This window comes from Pseudomonas sp. ENNP23 (genome assembly GCF_001728945.1).
Classification (GTDB): Bacteria; Pseudomonadota; Gammaproteobacteria; order Pseudomonadales; family Pseudomonadaceae; genus Metapseudomonas; species Metapseudomonas otitidis.
In genome coordinates, this window is the sequence record NZ_LYSP01000030.1 from 37,846 (window position 1) to 59,772 (window position 21,927).

22 protein-coding genes are annotated in these 21,927 nt (G+C 63.9%); 15 read left to right on the plus strand and 7 right to left on the minus strand.

The window, feature by feature from the left end; genetic code table 11:
* Nucleotides 1–69: 69 nt before the first annotated feature.
* The 7 genes from dapD to map form a co-directional block, all read right to left on the minus strand.
* Nucleotides 70–1,104, minus strand: a complete 1,035-nt coding sequence (gene dapD / locus A9G05_RS17175; protein WP_069562133.1) for a 2,3,4,5-tetrahydropyridine-2,6-dicarboxylate N-succinyltransferase — start codon at nt 1,102–1,104, stop codon at nt 70–72.
* A gap of 85 nt (nt 1,105–1,189) precedes the next feature.
* Entirely contained in the window at nt 1,190–1,537 is a 348-nt protein-coding gene (locus A9G05_RS17180; protein ID WP_069562134.1) for an ArsC family reductase, read from the minus strand.
* Nucleotides 1,538–1,636: 99 nt separating this feature from the next.
* Entirely contained in the window at nt 1,637–1,858 is a 222-nt protein-coding gene (locus A9G05_RS17185; protein ID WP_069562135.1) for a hypothetical protein, read from the minus strand.
* 10 nt (nt 1,859–1,868) lie between these two features.
* Entirely contained in the window at nt 1,869–2,255 is a 387-nt protein-coding gene (locus tag A9G05_RS17190) for a hypothetical protein (protein ID WP_069562136.1), read from the minus strand.
* 160 nt (nt 2,256–2,415) lie between these two features.
* On the minus strand, nt 2,416–3,612 hold the full coding sequence (gene dapC, locus A9G05_RS17195; RefSeq protein WP_069562137.1) for a succinyldiaminopimelate transaminase: 1,197 nt from the start codon (nt 3,610–3,612) through the stop codon (nt 2,416–2,418).
* Nucleotides 3,613–3,642: 30 nt separating this feature from the next.
* Nucleotides 3,643–6,345 (minus strand): [protein-PII] uridylyltransferase, encoded by a 2,703-nt coding sequence (locus A9G05_RS17200; RefSeq protein WP_069562138.1) that lies wholly within the window; start codon nt 6,343–6,345, stop codon nt 3,643–3,645.
* Nucleotides 6,346–6,374: 29 nt separating this feature from the next.
* Complete coding sequence (gene map / locus A9G05_RS17205) at nt 6,375–7,157, minus strand: type I methionyl aminopeptidase (RefSeq protein ID WP_069562139.1); 783 nt, start codon at nt 7,155–7,157, stop codon at nt 6,375–6,377.
* Nucleotides 7,158–7,412: 255 nt separating this feature from the next.
* Here map and rpsB point away from each other — a divergent pair, with 255 nt between their 5' ends.
* The 15 genes from rpsB to rnhB all read left to right on the plus strand — a co-directional run bounded on the left by rpsB (nt 7,413) and on the right by rnhB (nt 21,810).
* Nucleotides 7,413–8,153 (plus strand): 30S ribosomal protein S2, encoded by a 741-nt coding sequence (gene rpsB / locus A9G05_RS17210; RefSeq protein WP_069562140.1) that lies wholly within the window; start codon nt 7,413–7,415, stop codon nt 8,151–8,153.
* A 127-nt stretch (nt 8,154–8,280) separates the two neighbouring features.
* Nucleotides 8,281–9,150: a translation elongation factor Ts gene (gene tsf, locus A9G05_RS17215; protein WP_069562141.1), complete on the plus strand. Its 870-nt coding sequence runs from the start codon at nt 8,281–8,283 to the stop codon at nt 9,148–9,150.
* A 191-nt stretch (nt 9,151–9,341) separates the two neighbouring features.
* Nucleotides 9,342–10,085: a UMP kinase gene (pyrH, locus tag A9G05_RS17220; protein WP_044414381.1), complete on the plus strand. Its 744-nt coding sequence runs from the start codon at nt 9,342–9,344 to the stop codon at nt 10,083–10,085.
* On the plus strand, nt 10,082–10,639 hold the full coding sequence (gene frr / locus A9G05_RS17225; RefSeq protein WP_044414379.1) for a ribosome recycling factor: 558 nt from the start codon (nt 10,082–10,084) through the stop codon (nt 10,637–10,639). Before pyrH ends, frr begins: the two co-directional genes overlap by 4 nt.
* A gap of 12 nt (nt 10,640–10,651) precedes the next feature.
* Entirely contained in the window at nt 10,652–11,401 is a 750-nt protein-coding gene (uppS, locus tag A9G05_RS17230; RefSeq protein WP_044414376.1) for a polyprenyl diphosphate synthase, read from the plus strand.
* Entirely contained in the window at nt 11,401–12,216 is an 816-nt protein-coding gene (locus A9G05_RS17235) for a phosphatidate cytidylyltransferase (RefSeq protein WP_069562142.1), read from the plus strand. The genes uppS and A9G05_RS17235 overlap by 1 nt, the downstream gene beginning before the upstream one ends.
* Nucleotides 12,213–13,403, plus strand: coding sequence for a 1-deoxy-D-xylulose-5-phosphate reductoisomerase (gene ispC, locus A9G05_RS17240; RefSeq protein WP_069562166.1), 1,191 nt, complete (start codon nt 12,213–12,215; stop codon nt 13,401–13,403). Before A9G05_RS17235 ends, ispC begins: the two co-directional genes overlap by 4 nt.
* A gap of 16 nt (nt 13,404–13,419) precedes the next feature.
* Nucleotides 13,420–14,775 (plus strand): RIP metalloprotease RseP, encoded by a 1,356-nt coding sequence (gene rseP / locus A9G05_RS17245; protein WP_069562143.1) that lies wholly within the window; start codon nt 13,420–13,422, stop codon nt 14,773–14,775.
* A gap of 72 nt (nt 14,776–14,847) precedes the next feature.
* Nucleotides 14,848–17,199, plus strand: coding sequence for an outer membrane protein assembly factor BamA (bamA, locus tag A9G05_RS17250; RefSeq protein WP_069562144.1), 2,352 nt, complete (start codon nt 14,848–14,850; stop codon nt 17,197–17,199).
* 45 nt (nt 17,200–17,244) lie between these two features.
* On the plus strand, nt 17,245–17,748 hold the full coding sequence (locus A9G05_RS17255) for an OmpH family outer membrane protein (RefSeq protein ID WP_069562145.1): 504 nt from the start codon (nt 17,245–17,247) through the stop codon (nt 17,746–17,748).
* A gap of 2 nt (nt 17,749–17,750) precedes the next feature.
* On the plus strand, nt 17,751–18,809 hold the full coding sequence (gene lpxD / locus A9G05_RS17260; protein ID WP_069562146.1) for a UDP-3-O-(3-hydroxymyristoyl)glucosamine N-acyltransferase: 1,059 nt from the start codon (nt 17,751–17,753) through the stop codon (nt 18,807–18,809).
* Between the two features lie 48 nt (nt 18,810–18,857).
* The gene (gene fabZ / locus A9G05_RS17265; RefSeq protein ID WP_044414358.1) at nt 18,858–19,298 is read left to right on the plus strand and encodes a 3-hydroxyacyl-ACP dehydratase FabZ; all 441 of its coding nucleotides are present in this window, start codon (nt 18,858–18,860) and stop codon (nt 19,296–19,298) included.
* A complete protein-coding gene (gene lpxA, locus A9G05_RS17270) occupies nt 19,295–20,071 on the plus strand; it encodes an acyl-ACP--UDP-N-acetylglucosamine O-acyltransferase (RefSeq protein ID WP_069562147.1) in 777 nt (258 codons plus the stop codon). The genes fabZ and lpxA overlap by 4 nt, the downstream gene beginning before the upstream one ends.
* Nucleotides 20,072–20,074: 3 nt before the next feature.
* The gene (gene lpxB / locus A9G05_RS17275; RefSeq protein WP_069562148.1) at nt 20,075–21,208 is read left to right on the plus strand and encodes a lipid-A-disaccharide synthase; all 1,134 of its coding nucleotides are present in this window, start codon (nt 20,075–20,077) and stop codon (nt 21,206–21,208) included.
* Complete coding sequence (rnhB, locus tag A9G05_RS17280; RefSeq protein WP_069562149.1) at nt 21,208–21,810, plus strand: ribonuclease HII; 603 nt, start codon at nt 21,208–21,210, stop codon at nt 21,808–21,810. Before lpxB ends, rnhB begins: the two co-directional genes overlap by 1 nt.
* Nucleotides 21,811–21,927 lie beyond the last annotated feature (117 nt).

Genomic DNA, 21,927 nt, shown 5'->3' on the forward strand with positions numbered 1-21,927 from the left:
CGGACGGCGGGAAGTGAAAAGCCGGTGCCGGAGGCTGTGGAGCATCCGACGCCGGCTTCCCTGTGCAGCTTAGTTGTGGGCGTGGAGGGCTTCGTTCAGCTCAATGGCTGTTTTATTGGTCTTGCACTCGACGGCGCCGTTCTGCGAGTTGCGACGGAACAGCAGGTCGGGCTGGCCGGCCAGGTCGCGGGCCTTGACCACTTTCACCAGGGCGTTCTGGTCGTCCAGCAGGGCGACCTTGGTGCCGGCGGTGATGTACAGGCCGGCTTCGACGATGTTGCGGTCGCCCAGCGGGATGCCGATGCCGGCGTTGGCGCCGATCAGGCAGCCTTCACCCACGGAGATGACGATATTGCCGCCACCGGAGAGGGTGCCCATGGTGGAGCAGCCGCCGCCTAGGTCGGAGCCCTTGCCGACGAAGACGCCTGCGGAGACGCGGCCTTCGATCATACCCGGGCCTTCGGTGCCGGCGTTGAAGTTGACGAAGCCTTCGTGCATCACGGTGGTGCCTTCGCCGATGTAGGCGCCCAGGCGCACGCGGGCGCTGTCGGCGATGCGCACGCCGGCGGGGACGACGTAGTCGGTCATTTTCGGGAACTTGTCCACGGAGAAGACTTCCAGCAGGTTGCCCTTCAGGCGGGCTTCCAGTTGGCGCTCGGCCAGTTCGGCCAGGTCCACGGCGCCTTCGCTGGTCCAGGCCACGTTGGGCAGCAGCGGGAAGATGCCGGTGAGGTTCAGGCCGTGGGGCTTGACCAGGCGGTGGGAGAGCAGGTGCAGCTTGAGGTAGGCCTCGGGGGTGGAGGTCAGCGCGGCATCTTCGGCCAGCAGGGTGGCGACCAGCGGCTTGTGGCTCTCGGCCAGGCGGGTCAGCAGGGCGGCCTGGGTGGTGTCGATCTCTTTCAGGGCGCTGGCCAGGTCAGCGGCCTGGGCGTTGCTGAGGGTGATGGCCTGGTTGCCGCCGGTGTAGCCGAGCAGCGGGGCCACGGCGGCGACCAGCGCTTCGGTGGGCTTGAGCAGCGGCTGTGCGTAGAAGACTTCCAGCCAGTTGCCCTGGCGGTTCTGGGTGCCAACGCCGAAGGCGATGCTGAAGAGTGCGTGAGACATGGACATTCCTCGTTCTGAAAGGGTGGTTCGGACGCCCGCTGCCGGTCGCGTGCCTGGCGGTCGGATGTCCGTTCGGTGTTCGGGGTTACTTGAGCGCGGCGGCGTAGAGGTCCGGCTTGAAGCCGACCAGGGTGCGGTCACCGAGGTCGAGCACCGGGCGCTTGATCATCGAGGGTTGGGCCAGCATCAGGTCGATGGCCTTGGCCTGGTCGAGGTCGGCCTTCTGCGCGTCGTCGAGCTTGCGGAAGGTGGTGCCGGCACGGTTAAGCACGGTTTCCCAGCCGTGTTCGTCGCACCATTTCTTCAGGCTGGCGCGGTCGATGGCGGCGGTCTTGTAGTCGTGGAAGGCGTAGCTCACGCCCTGCTCGTCGAGCCAGGTGCGGGCTTTCTTCATGGTGTCGCAGGCCTTGATGCCATAGAGGGTAATGGTCATTGAGCAGCTCGGTTCGCGGTGGGCCATGGGGCGCGCGGCGAGGGGGCCGCGCGGCGTCGGTCGGCGATTATGCCACGCCCGACGCCGCGTGGGAGCGTGCTACAGGAGCAGCGTAGCGGCGCCCAAGACGGCCATGGCGAGTCCCAGCAGGCGCAACAGGGCGGGGCGCGAGGCGAGCTGCTCGGTCGGTGCCAGGCGCACCAGCGGGTAGCGCCCGTAGAACCGCGCCAGCACGGCGCCGGCCTGGGCCGGGCGCAGCAGCAGGTAGAGCGCCAGGGCCAGGAGCAGCGCGGCGAGGATCAGTCTGAGTGCAAGGTCCATGCAGCCTCCTTCACAGCGCCCAGCGGGTGACGTTGTGGGACACGCTGATGTCGACGCCGCCGTAGTCGGTGGAGACGGTGGTGGGGATCAGCGGGCCGTTGGGGATCTTGATGCCGCCGCCGATCTTGACGCCGGCACCGGCTTCCACGGAGACGCCGCCAATGTAGCCGTAGCCCTCGAAGCTGTCGGAAGACTTGCTGTCGTCATCGGTGAAGCGGAAGGTGCTGGAGGTGGCGCGGAAGGCGGGCAGGCCGACGCCGATGCCGGCCATGTAGATGGTGTAGAGCGAGGTGCGGTTGTTGCTGGTGTCGCGAACCTTGGCGTTGAAGATGCCGCCGCCGATGATGACGTGGCCGACGGCGCCGCCGACGGTGATGGTGACTTCGAAGACTTTCATGCTGACTCCCGTTCCATGGTGGCCGCTCCCGGCGTCTGCCGGGGCTGCTTGCCCACCCGTCCTTGGATGAGCGCTCGGATAGTCGGGGCGCGGGCGCCTGGAGGCAAGCCCGGATGTCCCGCTTTGTGACACCGGCCCGGTTGATGACCGGGCGGTCGGGTCAGAGGCTGCGGACGAAGCGGCGGATGCGTTCGGCGGCTTCGGCGCACTCGGCCAGCGGGGCGACCAGGGCCATGCGCACGCGGCCGGCACCCGGGTTGATGCCATTCACTTCACGGGAGAGGTAGGAGCCGGGCACCACGGTGACGTGCTCGCGGGCGAAGAGTTCGCGGGTGAAGGTCGTGTCGTCCACTGGGGTCTTGGCCCAGAGGTAGAAGCCACCATCCGGGCGCTGCACGTCGAGCACGCCACCGAGGATGTCGAGCACGGCGTCGTACTTCTCGCGGTACAGGTCGCGGTTGGCGCGCACGTGGGCCTCGTCGTTCCAGGCGGCGACGCTGGCCAGTTGGGTCTGCACGGGCATGGCGCAACCGTGGTAGGTGCGGTACAGCAGGAAGGCCTTGAGGATGGCGGCGTCACCGGCGACGAAGCCGGAGCGCAGCCCCGGCAGGTTGGAGCGCTTGGACAGGCTGTGGAACACCACGCAGCGGGCAAAGTCGTTGCGGCCCAGTTCGGCGCAGGCGGTGAGCAGGCCGGCCGGCGGGTTGGCTTCGTCGAAGTACAGCTCGCTGTAGCACTCGTCGGCAGCGATGACGAAGTCGTGTTCGTCGGCCAGGGCGATCAGCTTCTTCAGTTGCTCCACCGGCACCAGCGCGCCAGTGGGGTTGCCCGGGGAGCAGAGGAAGAGGATCTGGCAGCGCTTCCACACCTCGACCGGTACGGCGTCGAAGTCGGGGTTGAAGCCGTTTTCCGCCAGGCACGGCAGGTAGTGGGGTTCGGCGCCGGCCAGCAGGGCTGCGCCTTCGTAGATCTGATAGAAGGGGTTCGGGCTGACCACCAGGCCGTTGTCGGCGCGGTTGACCACGGCCTGGGTGAAGGCGAACAGCGCTTCGCGGGTGCCGTTGACCGGCAGTACGTGGCGCGCGGCATCGAGCCAGCCGGCTGGCACCTTGAAGCGGCGCTCGCACCAGGCGGCAATGGCTTCGCGCAGGGCGGGGATGCCCAGGGTGGTGGGGTAGACGGCGAGCTGGTCGAGGTTGTCGGCCAGGGCCTTGGCGACGAAGTCCGGCGAGCGGTGCTTGGGCTCGCCGATGGAGAGGGCGATGGGCGCGCGGTCGGCTGGGGGCTGGGCGCTGGCGAGCAGGGCGCGCAGTTTTTCGAAGGGGTAGGGCTGCAGCTGGTTCAGGGCGTGGTTCATGTGCGGTTCCTGGTGGTGCGGTCGGGCGCGTCAGAGGCTGATGCGGCCGATCTGGGCGTTCTGGCCACTGGCCTCGGAGAGCTGGGAGACGATGGCCGCCTGCAGGCGCTGGCAGAGCTCGGGGTCGGACAGTGGCTGGTTGTCGGCATCGGTGATGAAGAAGACGTCCTCTACCCGCTCGCCGAGGGTGGCGATCTTGGCGTTCTGCAGCGACAGGTCGAAGTCGAGGAAGATGCGTCCGATGCGCGCCAGCAGGCCTGGGCGGTCGGGGGCGATCACTTCCAGCACGGTCACCGGACGCTGGGCGTCGTTGGAGATGGTGACCTCCGGCGGGAAGGCGAAGTGCTTGAGCTGGCGCGGGACGCGGCGCTGGATGATGGCCGGGTACTCGTCGGGGTTCTTCAGGGCGTCGATCAGACCCTCGCGGATTTCCTGGATGCGTGCCGGGTCGTTGCCGATGGAGCCGCCGGCGGTGTCCAGCACGATGTAGGTGTCGAGGGTGAACTGGCTGGTGGAGGTGATGATCCGCGCGTCGTGGATGTTCAGGTTGAGCTGGCTCATCGCCGCCACGGTCACGGCGAAGAAGTCGTGCTGGTCGGGGGCGTAGATGAAGATCTGGGTGGCACCTTCGAACTCGCGCTGGGCGGTTTCCTTGATCAGCACCAGCGGGTCGTTGCCGTCCGGGTGCTGGAGGATGGCTTCGGTGTGCCAGGCCACGTCGCTGGCGGTGTGGCGCAGGAAGTAGTCGTCGCCGAGCTGGGCCCAGAGCTGTTCGGCGTCGTCCTGGTCGATGCCGTTGCGCACGAGGATGTCGATGGCGGCGACCTGGGTCTGACGGATCTGTTCTTCGCGGTCCAGCGGGTTCTCCAGGCCGCGGCGCAGGGCGCGCTTGGTCTCGGTGTAGAGCTGGCGCAGCAGGCTGGCGCGCCAGGAGTTCCACAGGCTCGGGTTGGTGGCGTTGATGTCGGCCACGGTGAGCACGTAGAGGTAGTCGAGGTGCGTCTGATCGCCTACCAGTCGGGCGAAGTCGAGGATCACCTGAGGGTCGGAGAGGTCCTTGCGCTGGGCGGTGGTGGACATCACCAGGTGGTTCTGCACCAGCCAGGAAACCAGGCGCGAGTCCCAGGCCGGTAGTTGATGACGGGCGCAGAAGGCCTCGGCGTCGATGGCGCCCAGTTCGGAGTGGTCGCCACCGCGGCCCTTGCCGATGTCGTGGTAGAGCCCGGCGATGTAGATCAGCTCGGGCTTGGGCAGCTTGTCGATGACCTTGCTGGCCAGGGGGAACTTTTCCGCCAGTTCCGGCCACTTGAGCTTGCGCAGGTGCTTGATGAGGTTGAGCGTGTGGGCGTCGACCGTATAGATGTGGAAGAGGTCGTGCTGCATCTGCCCGATGATGTGGCCGAACTCGGGCAGGTAGCGCCCGAGGATGCCGTAGCGGTTCATGCGGCGCAGGTTGCGGTGGATGCCCTGGGGGGACTTGCACAGCTCGATGAACAGGCTGGTGTTGCGGATGTCGCTGCGGAAGTCGTCGTCGATCAGGTGGCGGCTGTCACGCAGCAGGCGGATGGTGTCGGCGCGCACGCCCTTGATCTCCGGGTGCTGGGCCATCAGCACGAAGATCTCCAGCAGGGCGAAGGGGGTGCGCTTGAAGACGTTGGGGTGGGCCACTTCGATGTAGCCGTCACGCAGTTGGAAGCGGCTGTTGAGCGGCTGGGCGACGGCGTTCTCGCCGCTGCGCAGGATGACCTCTTCGAAGTGCTGGTTGATCAGGTCGCTGAGCTCGGCGACGGCCATGACCACGCGGTAGTACTTCTGCATGAAGTGTTCGATGGCCTGCTTGGCGTCGCTGCCGTGAAAGCCGAGCAGGCCGGCGAGCTTGCGCTGGTGGTCGAACAGCAGGCGGTCTTCGGCGCGGCCGGCGAGCATGTGCAGGGCGTAGCGGACCTTCCAGAGGAACTCCTGGCTGGAGGCGAGCATGCTGCATTCGCTCTCCACGAGGAATCCTTCCTTGACCAGAGCGTGCAGGTTGAGGCTGCCGAACTGGCGGCGGGCGACCCAGAGGATGGTCTGGATGTCACGCAGGCCGCCGGGGGAGCCCTTCACGTTGGGCTCGAGGTTGTACTCGGTGTCGTTGTACTTGGCGTGGCGGGCCTTCTGCTCCTGGCGCTTTGCTAGGAAGAAGTCCTTGCTGGCCCACATCCGCTCCGAGCTGGTGACCTCCTGCATGCGCCGGCGCAGGGATTCCGGCCCGGCGATGGTGCGGCTTTCCATCAGGTTGGTGACGACGGTGAGGTCGGCACGGGCCTCTTCGGCGCATTCGTCGACGGAGCGCACACTCTGGCCGACTTCCAGGCCGATGTCCCAGAGCAGGGTGAGGAAGCCTTCGATCGGTTCGCGGAAGGTCTCGTGGTCGGCGCTGTCCAGCAGGATCAGCAGGTCGATGTCGGAGTAGGGGTGCAGTTCGCCCCGGCCGTAGCCGCCGACCGCCAGCAAGGCGATGTCGGCGTCTTCGCTCCAGTCGAAGCGTGCCCAGGCCTCACGCAGGATCTGGTCGACGAACCAGGCACGGTCCTCGACCAGGCGGCGGATGTCCCGGCCGCTGGCGAAACGGGCGTCGAGTACATCCTTGGCCTGGCGGATGGCCTTCTTGAACGCGGCGATGGGGCTGGACTTCAGCGCCAGTTCGGCCTGGAACTGGCCGCGGTCGAAAAGCTCGGGATCAACCTGCGGCATCTACGGCCTTCCTTATATGGAGGAAACGATCAGGGGGCGGTGCGCGGCAGGGTGTCGTCGCTGCGCAGGGTGAGGATCTCGTAGCCGTCGGCGGTCACCAGGATGGTGTGCTCCCATTGGGCGGAGAGCTTGCGGTCCTTGGTGATGGCGGTCCAGCCGTCGCCCAGTACCTTGGTCTCGGGGCGGCCCTGGTTGATCATCGGTTCGATGGTGAAGGTCATGCCTTCCTTCAGCTCCATGCCGGTGCCGGCACGGCCGTAGTGCAGCACCTGGGGCTCTTCGTGGAACACGGCGCCGATGCCATGGCCGCAGAACTCGCGGACCACCGAGAAACCGTTCTTCTCGGCGTGCTTCTGGATCACCTCGCCGATGTCGCCCAGGCGGCAGCCCGGCTTGACCAGTTCGATGGCCTTGTACATGCATTCCTGGGTCACCTGGGACAGGCGCTCGGCCCAGACCGGCACCTTGCCGACGTGGAACATGCGGCTGGTGTCACCGTGGTAGCCGTCCTTGATGACGGTCACGTCGATGTTCAGGGTGTCGCCATCCTTCAGCGGCTTCTCGTTGGGGATGCCGTGGCAGACGACGTGGTTGATGGAGGTGCAGATGGACTTGGGGAAGCCCTTGTAGTTCAGCGGGGCGGGAATCGCCTGCTGGACGTTGACGATGTAGTCGTGGCAGATGCGGTCGAGCTCTTCGGTGGTCACCCCGGGCTTGACGTGCTCGCCGATCATCTCCAGCACTTCGGCGGCCAGGCGGCCTGCCACGCGCATTTTCTCGATTTCGTCGGCGGTCTTGATGGTGACGGTCATGGCGGTTCTCAGGCGTATCCGTATGAAGGCGGCAATCTTATCAGCTTCGAGCGGCAAGCCAGAAGCCGCGAGGGCGCGGCGTGCCGGTTCCATGTAGCTTGCTGCCACTTTTTATGCTATAAAACGCGCCGCTTTACGGGCAGTGGTGCCCGCAAGGCTCAAACCCACACACGTATCGACACGGTCTCCTGGGTGCCCGCAAGGGTTGGATATCGGGATACGTGGAGGCCTAACCCGACTTATCGAGGAATTGAGATGTCCCAAGTCAACATGCGCGACATGCTGAAGGCCGGTGTGCACTTCGGCCACCAGACCCGTTACTGGAACCCGAAAATGGGCAAGTACATTTTCGGCGCGCGCAACAAGATCCACATCATCAACCTGGAAAAAACCCTGCCGATGTTCAACGAGGCCCTGTCCTTCGTTGAGAAGCTGGCTGCAGGCAAGAACAAGATCCTGTTCGTCGGCACCAAGCGTTCCGCTGGCAAGATCGTCCGCGAAGAAGCTGCTCGTTGCGGCTCCCCGTACGTCGATCACCGCTGGCTGGGCGGCATGCTGACCAACTACAAGACCATCCGTCAGTCCATCAAGCGCCTGCGCGACCTGGAAACCCAGGCCCAGGACGGCACCTTCGCCAAGCTGACCAAGAAAGAAGCCCTGATGCGCACCCGCGACCTCGAGAAGCTCGAGCGCAGCCTGGGTGGTATCAAGGACATGGGCGGTCTGCCGGATGCTCTGTTCGTGATCGACGTCGACCACGAGCGCATCGCCATCACCGAAGCCAACAAGCTGGGCATTCCGGTCATCGGCGTTGTCGATACCAACAGCAGCCCGGAAGGCGTTGACTACGTCATCCCCGGTAACGACGATGCCATTCGCGCCGTTCAGCTGTACCTGGCTGCCATGGCCGACGCCGTTATTCGCGGTCGTCAGAACGCTGCTGGCGGTGCGGACGAGTTCGTCGAGGAAGCGGCTTCCGAGGCAGCCGAAGGCTGATTTCGGAGCGCTCCAGCGTTACCCGGTGCGCAGGAAGGGGGCTAGGCCCCCTTTTTGCCACCTCACAGAATTGTCTGCCCGGGTTGCCGGGCTGAATGGTTGAAAACCTATTCAAGAGGATTGCGACATGGCAGAGATTACTGCAGCCCTGGTGAAAGAACTGCGCGAGCGCACCGGCCTGGGCATGATGGATTGCAAGAAGGCCCTGACCGCCGCTGGTGGTGACATCGAGAAGGCCATCGACGACATGCGCGCCGCTGGCGCCATCAAGGCTGCCAAGAAGTCCGGCAACATCGCTGCCGAAGGCTCCATCGCGGTCAAGATCGCTGACGACAACAAGGCTGCCGTCATCATCGAAGTCAACTCCCAGACCGACTTCCTGGCTCTGCAGGACGACTTCAAGGCTTTCGTTGCCGCCTCCGTCGAGCAAGCCTTCAACGAGAAGCTGACCGACGCCGCTCCGCTGGTCGCCTCCCGTGAAGACGCCCGCCTGGCCCTGGTTGCCAAGACCGGCGAGAACGTCAATATCCGCCGCCTGGCCCGTGTCGAGGGTGACATCGTCGGTGCCTACCTGCACGGCCACCGCATCGGTGTTCTGGTGAGCCTGAAGGGCGGCAACGTCGAGCTGGCCAAAGACATCGCCATGCACGTCGCTGCCAGCAACCCGCAGTTCCTGAACGCCTCCGAGGTTTCCGAAGAAGCCATCGCCAAGGAAAAGGAAATCTTCCTGGCCCTGAATGCCGACAAGATTGCCGGCAAGCCGGAGAACATCGTGGAGAACATGGTCAAAGGCCGTATCTCCAAGTTCCTGGCCGAGGCCAGCCTGGTCGAGCAGCCGTTCGTCAAGGACCCGGAAGTCAAGGTCGGCGAGCTGGCCAAGAAAGCCGGTGCTGAAATCGTTTCCTTCGTTCGCTTCGAAGTGGGCGAGGGCATCGAGAAGGTGGAAGTGGACTTCGCTGCCGAAGTAGCTGCCCAGGTCGCTGCCACCCAGCAATAAGACGGCCTCGGCTGTCGCCCCGCAAGAGGCTGCCCGCTCACGCGCGCGGCCTCTTCGTCAAACTGGGGAACCCATTTGGGGCAGGTTCCGTGGCGTGCGCCTGGCGTTCGCCATCGGCACGGCCAGCGCCGTGCCCCGCGTACCGGGCCTTTGGCCCATGAATTCGAAAAACGCCGCAGGAGAGACTCGTAATGGCTCAGCAGGTGAGTGGTCGTCAACCTCGCTATAAACGCATTCTGCTCAAACTCAGCGGCGAAGCGCTGATGGGGTCCGAGGAGTTCGGTATCGATCCGAAAGTCCTGGACCGCATGGCGCTGGAGATCGGTCAACTGGTCGGCATCGGTGTCCAGGTCGGCCTGGTGATCGGTGGTGGCAACCTGTTCCGTGGCGCGGCCCTCAGTGCGGCCGGCATGGACCGGGTGACCGGCGACCACATGGGCATGCTGGCCACCGTGATGAACGGCCTGGCCATGCGCGATGCCCTGGAGCGCTCCAACATTCCCGCGCTGGTGATGTCGGCCATCTCCATGGTTGGCGTGACCGATCACTACGACCGCCGCAAGGCGATGCGCCACCTCAAGAGTGGTGAAGTGGTGATCTTCTCCGCCGGCACCGGCAACCCCTTCTTCACCACTGACTCGGCTGCCTGCCTGCGGGCCATCGAGATCGATGCCGACGTCGTGCTGAAGGCGACCAAGGTGGATGGCGTGTACACTGCCGATCCCTTCAAGGACCCCAATGCCGAGAAGTTCGAGCGCCTGACCTACGACGAGGTGCTGGATCGCAAGCTGGGGGTGATGGACCTGACCGCCATCTGCCTGTGCCGTGACCAGCAGATGCCGCTGCGGGTCTTCAATATGAACAAGCCCGGTGCCCTGCTGAATATCGTGGTGGGCGGTGCCGAAGGAACCCTGATCGAGGAGGGCGAACAATGATCAACGAGATCAAGAAGGACGCGCAGGAGCGCATGAAGAAAACCCTGGAGGCCCTGGATCACGCCTTCGCCAAGATCCGCACCGGCCGCGCTCACCCGAGCATCCTGGACAGCGTGATGGTCTCCTACTACGGCGCCGATACTCCTCTGCGCCAGGTCGCTAACGTAGTGGCCGAGGACTCCCGCACCCTGGCCCTGACCGTGTTCGACAAGAGCATGATCCAGGCGGTCGAGAAGGCCATCATGACCTCCGACCTGGGCCTGAATCCGGCTACCGCCGGCACCACCATTCGCGTTCCGATGCCGGCCCTGACCGAGGAAACCCGCAAGGGTTACACCAAGCAGGCCCGCGCCGAAGCCGAGAACTCCCGCGTGGCCGTGCGCAACATCCGTCGTGATGCGCTCGCTCAGCTGAAGGACCTGGTGAAGGAAAAGGAAATCAGCGAAGACGAAGAGCGTCGTGCTGCTGATGAGGTCCAGAAGCTCACCGACAAGTACGTTGGCGAGATCGACAAGGCCCTGGAGGCCAAAGAAGCCGACCTGATGGCGGTCTGACGGCGTTCTGAAATGGAAAAGAAAGGCGTTTCTCCAGCGGTCCCGCGGCATGTGGCGATCATCATGGATGGCAACAATCGCTGGGCCAAGAAGCGCCTGCTCCCCGGCGTCGCCGGCCACAAGGCCGGCGTCGACGCGGTCCGTGCGGTCATCGAGGTCTGCGCGGATGCAGGGGTGGATGTGCTCACCCTGTTCGCCTTCTCCAGTGAGAACTGGCAGCGGCCGGCCGACGAGGTCAGCGCGCTCATGGAGCTGTTCCTCGGCGCCCTTAGGCGCGAGGCGCGGCGGCTCAATGACAACGGCATCCGTCTGCGTATCATCGGCGACCGTTCCCGTTTCCACCCCGAGCTGCAGGCTGCCATGCGCGAGGCCGAACTGCTGACGGCGGGGCACAATCGTTTCACCTTGCAGATCGCCGCCAACTACGGCGGGCAGTGGGATATCACCCAGGCTGCGCAACGGCTGGCGCGCGAAGTCCAGGCCGGCCACCTCCAGGTGGACGAGATCACGCCCGGGCTCCTGCAGAACTGCCTGGCCACGGGTGACCTGCCGCTCCCCGACCTGTGCATTCGCACCGGTGGTGAGCATCGCATCAGTAATTTCCTGCTCTGGCAGCTGGCATACGCCGAGCTTTATTTTTCCGATCTGTTCTGGCCCGACTTCAAGCATGACGCCATGCGCAAGGCTCTGGCGGACTTCGCGACGCGCCAGCGCCGCTTCGGCAAGACCAGTGAACAAATAGAGGCCGAGGCCCGTCCCTGATGCTCAAGCAACGAATCATCACCGCTCTGGTGCTGCTGCCGCTCGCCCTTGGTGGCTTCTTCCTCCTGGATGGAGCGGCCTTTGCGCTGTTCATCGGTGCCGTGGTGACGCTTGGGGCTTGGGAGTGGGCGCGCTTGGCAGGGCATGAGTCTCAGGGCGTCCGTATCGGCTATGCCGCTGTCGTCGCCGTGGCGCTGCTGGCCCTTTATCAATTGCCGGCGTTGGCGCCGCTGGTCCTGCTGCTGGGCGTGCTCTGGTGGGGGGCTGCCACCGTCCTGGTGCTGGGCTATCCCGAAAGCAGTCGGCATTGGCGGGCCCAGGCCAGCAAGTGGGTGATCGGTCTGCTGATCCTGCTGCCGGCCTGGCAAGGGCTGGTGCTGTTCAAGCAGTGGCCGCTGGCTAATCTGCTCATCCTGGCAGTCATGGTGCTGGTCTGGGCGGCTGACATCGGTGCCTACTTCTCCGGCAAGAGCTTCGGCAAGCGCAAGCTGGCTCCCGCGGTGAGTCCCGGCAAGAGTTGGGAAGGGCTGATCGGCGGGCTCATTACCTGCCTCGTCATCACTCTGTGTGTCGGTCTCTACCGCGGTTGGTCCGCCGGTGAGCTCGTGCTGGGGTTGCTGGGCGCGGCCGTGGTGGTGCTTATCTCGGTGGTAGGTGATCTGACCGAGAGCATGTTCAAGCGCCAGTCCGGCATCAAGGACAGCAGCGGCCTGCTGCCCGGTCATGGCGGTGTGCTGGATCGCATCGACAGCCTGACCGCCGCTATCCCTGTGTTCGCCACCCTGTTGTGGGCCGCGGGTTGGGGCGCATTGTGAGCCGTCCTCTGCGCGTTTCGGTGCTGGGGGCCACGGGCTCCATTGGGCTCAGCACCCTGGATGTGATTGCTCGCCACCCTTTGCGTTATGAAGTCTTCGCTATCAGCGGCTTTTCCCGCCTGGCTGAACTGCAAACCCTGTGCATGCGCCATCGGCCACGTTTCGCGGTGGTGCCGGATGCGCCAGCAGCGCGCGTCCTGCAGGAGGCGCTGGTGGTTGCCGGTCTCGGGACCCAGGTGTTGTCGGGAGAGGCGGGGCTATGTGAAGCCGCCGCACATCCGGACGTGGATACGGTAATGGCCGCCATCGTCGGCGCGGCCGGGTTGCGTCCGACCCTGGCAGCGGTCGAAGCGGGCAAGCGTGTCCTGCTGGCCAACAAGGAAGCGTTGGTGATGTCCGGTGCCCTGTTCATCCAGGCAGTGCGCCGCCATGGTGCAGTGCTGCTGCCGATCGACAGTGAGCACAATGCGATCTTCCAGTGCCTGCCCGGAGACTATGGGCGTGGCCTGGCGCAGGTCGGCGTACGGCGCATCCTGCTCACGGCCTCTGGAGGGCCTTTCCGCGAGACGCCTCTGGAAGCGCTGGACAATGTCACGCCGGAGCAGGCGTGCGCTCATCCCAACTGGTCCATGGGGCGGAAGATCTCTGTCGATTCGGCCAGCATGATGAACAAGGGGTTGGAGTTGATCGAGGCCTGCTGGCTGTTCGATGCGGCACCTTCCCAGGTCGAGGTGGTGATCCACCCGCAGAGCGTCATTCATTCCCTGGTCGACTATGTCGATGGTTCAGTGCTGGCGCAGCTCGGTAACCCCGACATGCGGACGCCGATAGCCCATGCGCTGGCCTGGCCGGAGCGGGTGGATTCAGGTGTTGCGCCTCTCGATCTTTTCCGTATCGGTCGGCTCGATTTCCAGGAGCCCGATGAGGGGCGTTTTCCCTGCCTGCGCCTGGCTCGTCTGGCGGCCGAGGCGGGGGGCAGTGCACCCGCCATGCTCAATGCTGCCAACGAAGTTGCCGTTGCGGCATTCCTTGAGCGGCGGATTCGCTTCACCGAGATCGCGAGTATCATCGACCAGGTGCTGAACCGAGAGGCGGCGCTGGCGGTCGAATCGCTCGACGCCGTGGTCGAGGCGGACGCTCGCGCCCGTGCAGCGGCTCAGCAATGGCTGGTTCGGAACGGGCGTTGAGCCCGAAGGTGATTCGATGAGCGCGCTATACATGTTCGTGGGCACCCTGGTAGCACTCGGGGTGCTGGTGACTTTCCACGAGTTCGGGCACTTCTGGGTGGCCCGTCGCTGTGGCGTCAAGGTGCTGCGATTCTCCGTAGGCTTCGGTACGCCGCTGGTGCGTTGGCATGACCGCCATGGCACGGAGTTCGTCATCGCTGCCATCCCGCTGGGTGGCTACGTCAAGATGCTCGATGAGCGTGAGGTCGATGTCGAGGTTCCGCCCGAACAGCTCGATCAAGCCTTCAATCGAAAGCCTGTCGGCCAGCGCATCGCCATCGTCGCGGCGGGGCCGGTGGCCAACTTCATTCTGGCGCTGGTGTTCTTCTGGGTGTTGGCCATGCTGGGCAGTCAGCAGGTTCGCCCGGTGGTCGGCGCCGTTGCGCCGGATAGCATCGCGGCGCGTGCCGGCCTGATGCCTGGGCAGGAAATCGTCGCTGTGGACGGCAAGGCGGTGACCGGGTGGGGCGGCGTCAATCTCCAGCTCGTGCGTCGCCTGGGGGAGTCCGGAACACTGGATGTGCAGGTTCGCGAGCCCGGCTCAAGCGTCGATGCGTCCGTGCAACTGCAGCTCGATAACTGGCTCAAGGGTGCTGAAGAGCCCGATACCATCGGTTCGCTCGGCATCACGCCTTGGCGCCCGACCTTGCCGCCTGTGGTGGGTGAAGTGCCGGATGGGCCCGGCAAGGTTGCCGGGCTGCAGGTGGGGGATCGCATTCTCGCGCTGGACGATGTTCGTCTGGACGACTGGCGGCAGTTGGTGGACTACGTCCGCCCCCGTGCCGGTCAGCCAGTCCTGGTCCGCTATGAGCGTGCCGGCAGCGTAGCTGAGGTCTCCATCACCCTGGGCAGTGCTGGGGAAGGCGAGGCACGCCGGGGCTTCATGGGCGTGGGTGTCAAGCCGGTCGACTGGCCGCCGGAAATGCTCCGCGAGGTGGCCTTTGGGCCGCTGGATGCGGTCGCTGAGGCAGCGGCACGCACTTGGTCCATGAGTCTGCTAACTCTGGATTCCCTAAAGAAAATGTTGCTCGGCGAGCTCTCGGTAAAAAACTTGAGCGGGCCGATAACCATTGCTAAAGTGGCGGGCGCTTCGGCCCAGTCGGGCGTGGGGGATTTCCTGAACTTCCTGGCCTACCTGAGCATAAGCCTGGGGGTTCTCAATCTACTGCCAGTTCCCGTCCTTGATGGGGGGCACCTGCTGTTTTACCTGATCGAGTGGACGCGTGGCCGCCCATTGTCAGAACGGGTGCAAGCTTGGGGGGTACAGATCGGTATCAGTCTGGTCGTTGGGGTCATGCTTCTGGCCCTGGTGAATGACTTGAGTCGACTGTAACGCGTCACTGAATTCCGGATCTGCCGCGCTATGCGGCAGATTCCTTATTATCAGTTGGAAAAAAAGGACTTCATGAAACGCCTGCTGCTAACCGCGGTGTTTGCCGCACTCATGATCGGCAAAGTTCACGCCGAGTCCTTCACCATCTCCGACATCCGCGTCAACGGCCTGCAGCGTGTATCCGCAGGCAGTGTGTTCGGCGCCCTGCCGCTGAATGTGGGCGACCAGGTTGATGATCGTCGCCTGGTCGAGGCCACCCGTTCCCTGTTCAAGACCGGCTTCTTCCAAGACATCCAGCTTGGCCGCGATGGCAGCGTGCTGGTTATCAGCGTAGTCGAACGCCCGTCCATCTCCAGCATCGAGATCGAGGGCAACAAGGCCATCAGCACCGAAGACCTGCTGAAGGGGCTGAAGCAATCTGGCCTCTCCGAAGGTGAGATCTTCCAGCGTGCGACCCTTGAAGGCGTGCGCAACGAGCTTCAGCGGCAGTACGTGGCCCAGGGCCGCTACTCCGCCGAGATCGAGGCCGATGTGATTCCCCAGCCGCGCAACCGCGTCGCGCTGAAAATCAACATCAATGAAGGTACGGTCGCGGCGATCCAGCACATCAACGTTGTCGGCAACACCGTGTTCCCCGACGAAGACCTGATCAATCTGTTCGAGCTGAAGACCACCAACTGGCTGTCTTTCTTCAAGAACGACGACAAGTACGCCCGCGAAAAGCTCTCCGGTGACCTGGAACGCCTGCGCTCCTATTACCTGGATCGCGGCTACATCAACATGGACATCTCCTCTACCCAGGTGTCTATCACGCCCGACAAGAAGCACGTCTACATCACCGTCAACGTTGATGAAGGCCAGAAGTACACCATTCGCGACGTGAAGCTCTCCGGCGACCTCAAGGTTCCCGAGGAGGAAGTGAAGGCATTGCTGCTGGTCAAGGAAGGGCAGGTGTTCTCCCGCAAGGTGATGACCACTACGTCCGAACTGATCACCCGTCGCCTGGGTAATGAGGGCTACACCTTCGCCAACGTCAACGGTATCCCACAGACTCACGACGATGACCACACCGTCTCCGTGACCTTCGCCGTCGACCCGGGCAAGCGCGCCTATGTCAACCGCATCAATTTCCGCGGCAACACCAAGACCGAAGATCAGGTGCTGCGCCGCGAGATGCGTCAGATGGAAGGTGGCTGGGCCTCGACCTACCTGATCGACCAGTCCAAGACCCGACTCGAGCGCCTGGGTTTCTTCAAGGAAGTTAACGTCGAAACTCCACAGGTGCCGGGCACTGATGACCAGGTGGACGTGAATTACAGCGTGGAAGAGCAGCCCTCCGGCTCGATCACCGCCAGCGTGGGCTTCGCCCAGAGCGCCGGTCTGATCCTGGGCGGCTCCATCAGCCAGAACAACTTCCTTGGTACCGGCAACAAGGTCAGCATCGGCCTGACCCGTTCCGAGTATCAGACCCGCTACAACTTCGGTTTTGTCGACCCCTACTGGACCGTCGATGGCGTCAGCCTGGGCTATAACGCCTTCTACCGCACCACTGACTACGACAAGCTGGACGTGGACGTTTCCAGCTACTCCGTGGACAGCCTGGGTGCTGGTGTGAGCGTTGGCTACCCGATCAGCGAGACCTCGCGCCTGACCTTCGGCCTGACCGTACAGCAGGACGAAATCGGGACGGGCCGCTACACCGTTGATGAGATCTTCAACTTCATCAAGAACGAAGGCGACAAGTACCTGAACTTCAAGGGTTCGATCGGCTGGTCCGAGTCCACCCTCAACAAGGGCGTCATGGCGACCCGAGGCCACTCCCAGAGCCTGGTGCTGGAGACCACCATTCCCGGCAGCGACCTGTCGTTCTACAAGCTCGACTACCGTGGCCAGATCTTCACCCCGCTGACCCAGAACACCGCTCTGCGCTGGCACACGGAGCTGGGCTATGGCGACAGCTACGGCTCCACTTCGGAGTTGCCGTTCTACGAGCATTACTTCGCCGGTGGTTTCAATTCCGTTCGTGGTTTCGAGGACAGCAGCCTCGGTCCACGCAGCACACCGAGCAAGGGTACCAACCCCGGAACCCTGGCTGACCCGGATCAGGACCCGTTGCCTTTCGGTGGCAACGTATTGGTACAGGGCGGCGTCGAATACCTGTTCCCGCTGCCTTTCGTGAAAGACCAGCGTCAGCTGCGTACCGTGCTGTTCTTGGATGTGGGCAACGTGTTCGACACCAGTTGCTCGTCCACCGCGAAGAACTGCAGCAACATCAACCTGGGCGACCTTGCCAGCTCGGTGGGTGTAGGGCTGACCTGGATCACTGCGCTGGGCCCGCTGAGCTTCAGCCTGGGCATGCCGATCAAGAAGCCCGACAATGCCGACACCCAGGTGTTCCAGTTCTCCCTGGGCCAGACCTTCTAAGTGTTTTGATCAAGACGACAACAGTATTTGTTGCAGGAGTGCATCGTGCGTAAGTTGACTCAACTCGTTCTGGTAGCCGCGGCCATGATGGCCACCCCGGCGTTTGCCGAAATGAAGATCGCGGTACTGAACTACCAAATGGCGCTCCTGGAGTCCGACGCTGCCAAGAAGTACGCCGTCGATGCCGAGAAGAAATTTGGCCCCCAACTGAACAAGCTCAAGACTCTGGAAAGCGACGCCAAGCGCATTCAGGACCGTCTGGTCAAGGATGGCGAGAAGATGCAGCAGGCCGAGCGTGAGCGCCTCGAACTCGAGTTCAAGCAGAAGGCACGTGACTTCCAGTTCCAGTCCAAGGAACTGAACGAAGCCAAGGCCGTTGCCGATCGCGACATGCTCAAGCAACTGAAGCCGAAGCTGGACCAGGCCGTCGAAGAAGTCCTGAAGAAGGGCTCTTATGACCTGGTGCTCGAGCGTGGTGCCGTGATCGACGTGAAGCCGCAGTTCGACATCACCCGCCAAGTCATCGAGCGCATGAACCAGCTGCGCTGAACATGACAGCCGTCTCTTACACCCTCGGCCAGTTGGCCGAGCGCCTTGGCGCCACTGTGCGCGGCAATGAAGCGCGTCTGATCAGCGGGCTGGCTACTCTGCAGGATGCCAGCTCGGATCAACTGACCTTCCTGGCCAACCCTCAGTACCGCAAGTTCCTTGCGGAGACCCGTGCCGGTGCCGTGCTGCTGACTGCAGGCGATGCCGAAGGGTTTGCGGGGGATGCGCTGGTGGTGCCGGACCCCTACCTGGCGTATGCGCGCCTGTCGCACCTGTTCGATCCCAAGCCGGTCGCTGCTGCGGGTATCCACCCGTCCGCCGTTGTCGCTGTGGATGCACAGGTCGACCCGAGTGCGAGCATCGGTCCCGGCGTCGTGATCGAGTCAGGTGCCTGCGTAGGCCCTGGCGTCACCATCGGTGCCTACAGTGTCATCGGTGCGCGTAGCGTCATCGGCGAAGGCGGCTGGCTGGCTCCGCGCGTGACCCTTTATCACGACGTGAAGATCGGCAAGCGAGTGGTCATCCAGTCCGGCGCCGTGATCGGCGGCGAAGGCTTCGGTTTCGCCAAGGAAAAGGGCGCCTGGCAGAAGATCGCGCAGATCGGTGGCGTGACCCTGGGCGACGATGTCGAGGTCGGTGCCAACACCACCATCGACCGTGGCGCCCTGTCCGACACGCTCATCGGCAACGGTGTGAAACTGGACAACCAGATCATGATCGCCCACAACGTGCAGGTCGGTGACAATACCGCCATGGCTGGCTGCGTGGGCATCTCGGGCAGCACCAAGATCGGCCGCAACTGCATGATTGCAGGCGGCGTCGGCATGGTCGGGCACATCGAGGTGTGCGACAACGTGTTCGTCACCGGAATGACCATGGTGACCCGCAACATCACCGAACCGGGTGCCTACTCCTCCGGTACCGCCATGCAGACCGCGGCGGATTGGAAGAAGAGCGCCGCTCGGATTCGTCAACTGGACGACATGGCGCGTCGCCTGCAACAGCTGGAAAAGCGCCTGGCGGCAGTGACCCCGGGCGGGGATGCTTCATCTGATGCGTGACCCGCGCAGCGCCGCGCGTCCCAAATCCCCATTCAAGGCTCCAGGAATATGATGGACATCAACGAGATTCGCGAATATCTGCCGCACCGCTACCCTTTCCTTCTGGTGGATCGGGTCGTGGACCTGGATATCGAGGGCAAGCGCATTCGCGCCTACAAGAATGTCAGCATCAACGAGCCATTCTTCAACGGCCATTTCCCTGAGCACCCCATCATGCCGGGCGTGCTGATCATCGAGGCGATGGCCCAGGCGGCGGGGATCCTTGGTTTCAAGATGCTCGACGTCAAACCGGCCGACGGCACCCTCTACTACTTTGTGGGTTCGGACAAGCTGCGTTTCCGCCAGCCTGTGCTGCCGGGCGACCAGCTGATCCTCGAGGCGCGTTTCCTCAGCGTCAAACGCGGGATCTGGAAGTTCGAATGCAAGGCCAACGTCGATGGCAAGGAAGTCTGCTCGGCCGAGATCATCTGTGCGGAACGCAAACTATGAGTTTGATTGACCCTCGCGTCATCATCGATCCGTCGGCAAAGCTGGCGGATGGTGTTCAGGTCGGCCCCTGGTCGATCATTGGACCCGATGTGGAAATCGGCGAGGGTACCGTGGTCGGTCCGCATGTGGTCATCAAGGGACCGACCCGCATTGGTAGTCACAATCGTATCTACCAATTCTCCTCGGTCGGGGAAGACACCCCCGACCTGAAGTACAAGGGTGAGCCTACTCGCCTGGTGATCGGCGATCACAATGTGATCCGTGAAGGTGTCACTATCCATCGCGGTACGATCCAGGACCGTGGCGAGACCACCATCGGCGACCACAACCTGCTGATGGCCTACGTGCATGTGGGGCATGACAGCGTGATTGCCAACCATTGCATCCTGGTCAACAACACCGCCTTGGCGGGGCATGTCCATGTCGATGACTGGGCCATCCTCTCCGGTTTCACCCTGGTCCACCAGTTCTGCCGCATCGGCGCGCACAGCTTCTCCGGCATGGGCACCGCAATCGGCAAGGACGTTCCGGCCTATGTCACCGTGTTCGGCAACCCGGCCGAGGCTCGCAGCATGAACTTCGAGGGCATGCGCCGTCGCGGTTTCAGTGCCGAGGCCATCCAGGCGTTGCGAAGGGCTTATAAAGTGGTTTATCGCCAGGGCCTGACGGTCGAGCAGGCGCTGGCCGAACTGGCTGAATCCGCCGTCCAGTTCCCCGAGGTGGCCGTCTTCCGCGACTCCATCCAGTCGTCCACCCGCGGCATCACTCGCTGAGCCATGGCCCGTCCCCTGCGCATCGCGCTGGTCGCTGGCGAGGCGTCCGGTGACATCCTTGGCTCCGGCCTGATGAAAGCCCTCAAGGCCCAACGCCCCGATGTCGAGTTCATCGGCGTCGGCGGTCCCTTGATGGAAGCCGAGGGGCTGCTTCCCTATTTCCCCATGGAGCGCCTGGCGGTGATGGGCCTGGTGGAGGTGCTTGGTCGCTTGCCCGAACTGCTACGGCGACGCAAACACCTCATCCGTACCCTGATCGACGCCCGACCCGATGTCTTCATCGGTATCGATGCGCCCGATTTCAATCTGGGCGTCGAACTCAAGCTGCGTCAGGCGGGTATCCGCACCGTGCACTACGTCAGCCCCTCGGTGTGGGCCTGGCGACAGAAGCGGGTGCTGAAGATTCGTGATGCCTGCGACCTGATGCTGACCCTGTTCCCCTTTGAGGCGCGCTTCTACGAAGAGCATCAGGTGCCTGTCCGCTTCGTTGGTCACCCGCTGGCGGACACCATCCCCCTCAAGGCTGATCGTGCTGCTGCTCGCCTGGCCCTTGATCTGCCGGTCGAGTCCAGCGTTGTGGCGCTCATGCCCGGCAGTCGGGGGGGCGAAGTGGGCAAGCTTGGCGCGCTGTTCCTGGATGCAGCCGAGCAGCTTCGTGCGCTGCGCCCCGGAATCGAGTTCGTATTGCCGTGCGCGAATGCCGCGCGCCGTGAGCAATTGGAGCAGATGCTCGCGGGACGTGACCTGCCGCTGACCTTGCTCGATGGGCGTTCTCATCTGGCGCTGGCTGCCTGCGATGCCGTTCTGATCGCTTCCGGTACGGCCACCTTGGAGGCGCTGCTCTATAAGCGCCCGATGGTGGTGGCCTATCGTCTGGCGCCGCTCACTTACAAGATTTTGCGGCGTCTGGTGAAGAGCCCTTATGTATCGTTGCCGAACCTGCTGGCCCAGCGCCTGCTCGTGCCGGAGCTGATCCAGGACGCTGCGACCCCCGAAGCGCTGGCCCAGACCCTGTCGCCGTTGCTCGACGGCGGCGAGGTACAGACCGAAGGCTTTGACACCATTCATCGCGCCCTGCGTCGTGATGCGTCCGCAGAGGCCGCCCTGGCGGTATTGCAACTGGCGGAGGCACGCTGATGCAGATGGGCATGGACTTCGACCTGGTCGAGGAACTGGTGGCAGGCGTTGACGAAGTTGGCCGGGGCCCGCTGTGCGGCCCGGTCGTCACGGCTGCGGTGATCCTCGACCCTGCACGCCCGATTCAGGGGCTGAACGACTCCAAGAAGCTCTCCGAGGCACGCCGCGAGGCGCTGTTCGACGAGATTCGCGAGAAGGCACTGGCCTGGTGCATTGCTCGGGCCGAGGTCGAGGAAATCGACCAACTGAACATCCTGCACGCCACCATGCTGGCCATGCAGCGTGCGGTGGAGGGGCTCTCCGTGACCCCGAAACTGGCCCTCATCGACGGCAATCGCTGCCCCAGGCTCGCGGTACCCTGTGCACCTGTTGTCCAGGGGGATGCGAAAGTCCCCGCGATTGCGGCCGCGTCCATTCTGGCCAAGGTCTCCCGAGACCGTGAAATGGCCGAGCTGGACACGCTCTACCCAGGCTACGGCCTGGCCGGACACAAGGGCTATCCCACCCCTGTGCACCTCGAGGCGCTGAAGCGCCTCGGTCCCACGGCGATCCACCGGCGTTCGTTCGCGCCCGTCCGGGAGTTGCTCGAAATCGGGCGCTGATCCGCCACTTTGAACGTCTGATCTCGTCTCAAGGCCCGTGTGGCTTCGCGGACGCCATGCGCTGCCTCTCAGTCGGCTGCCGGGCGCCCCAGCGAGATCTTCTTTCCGCTGCGATAC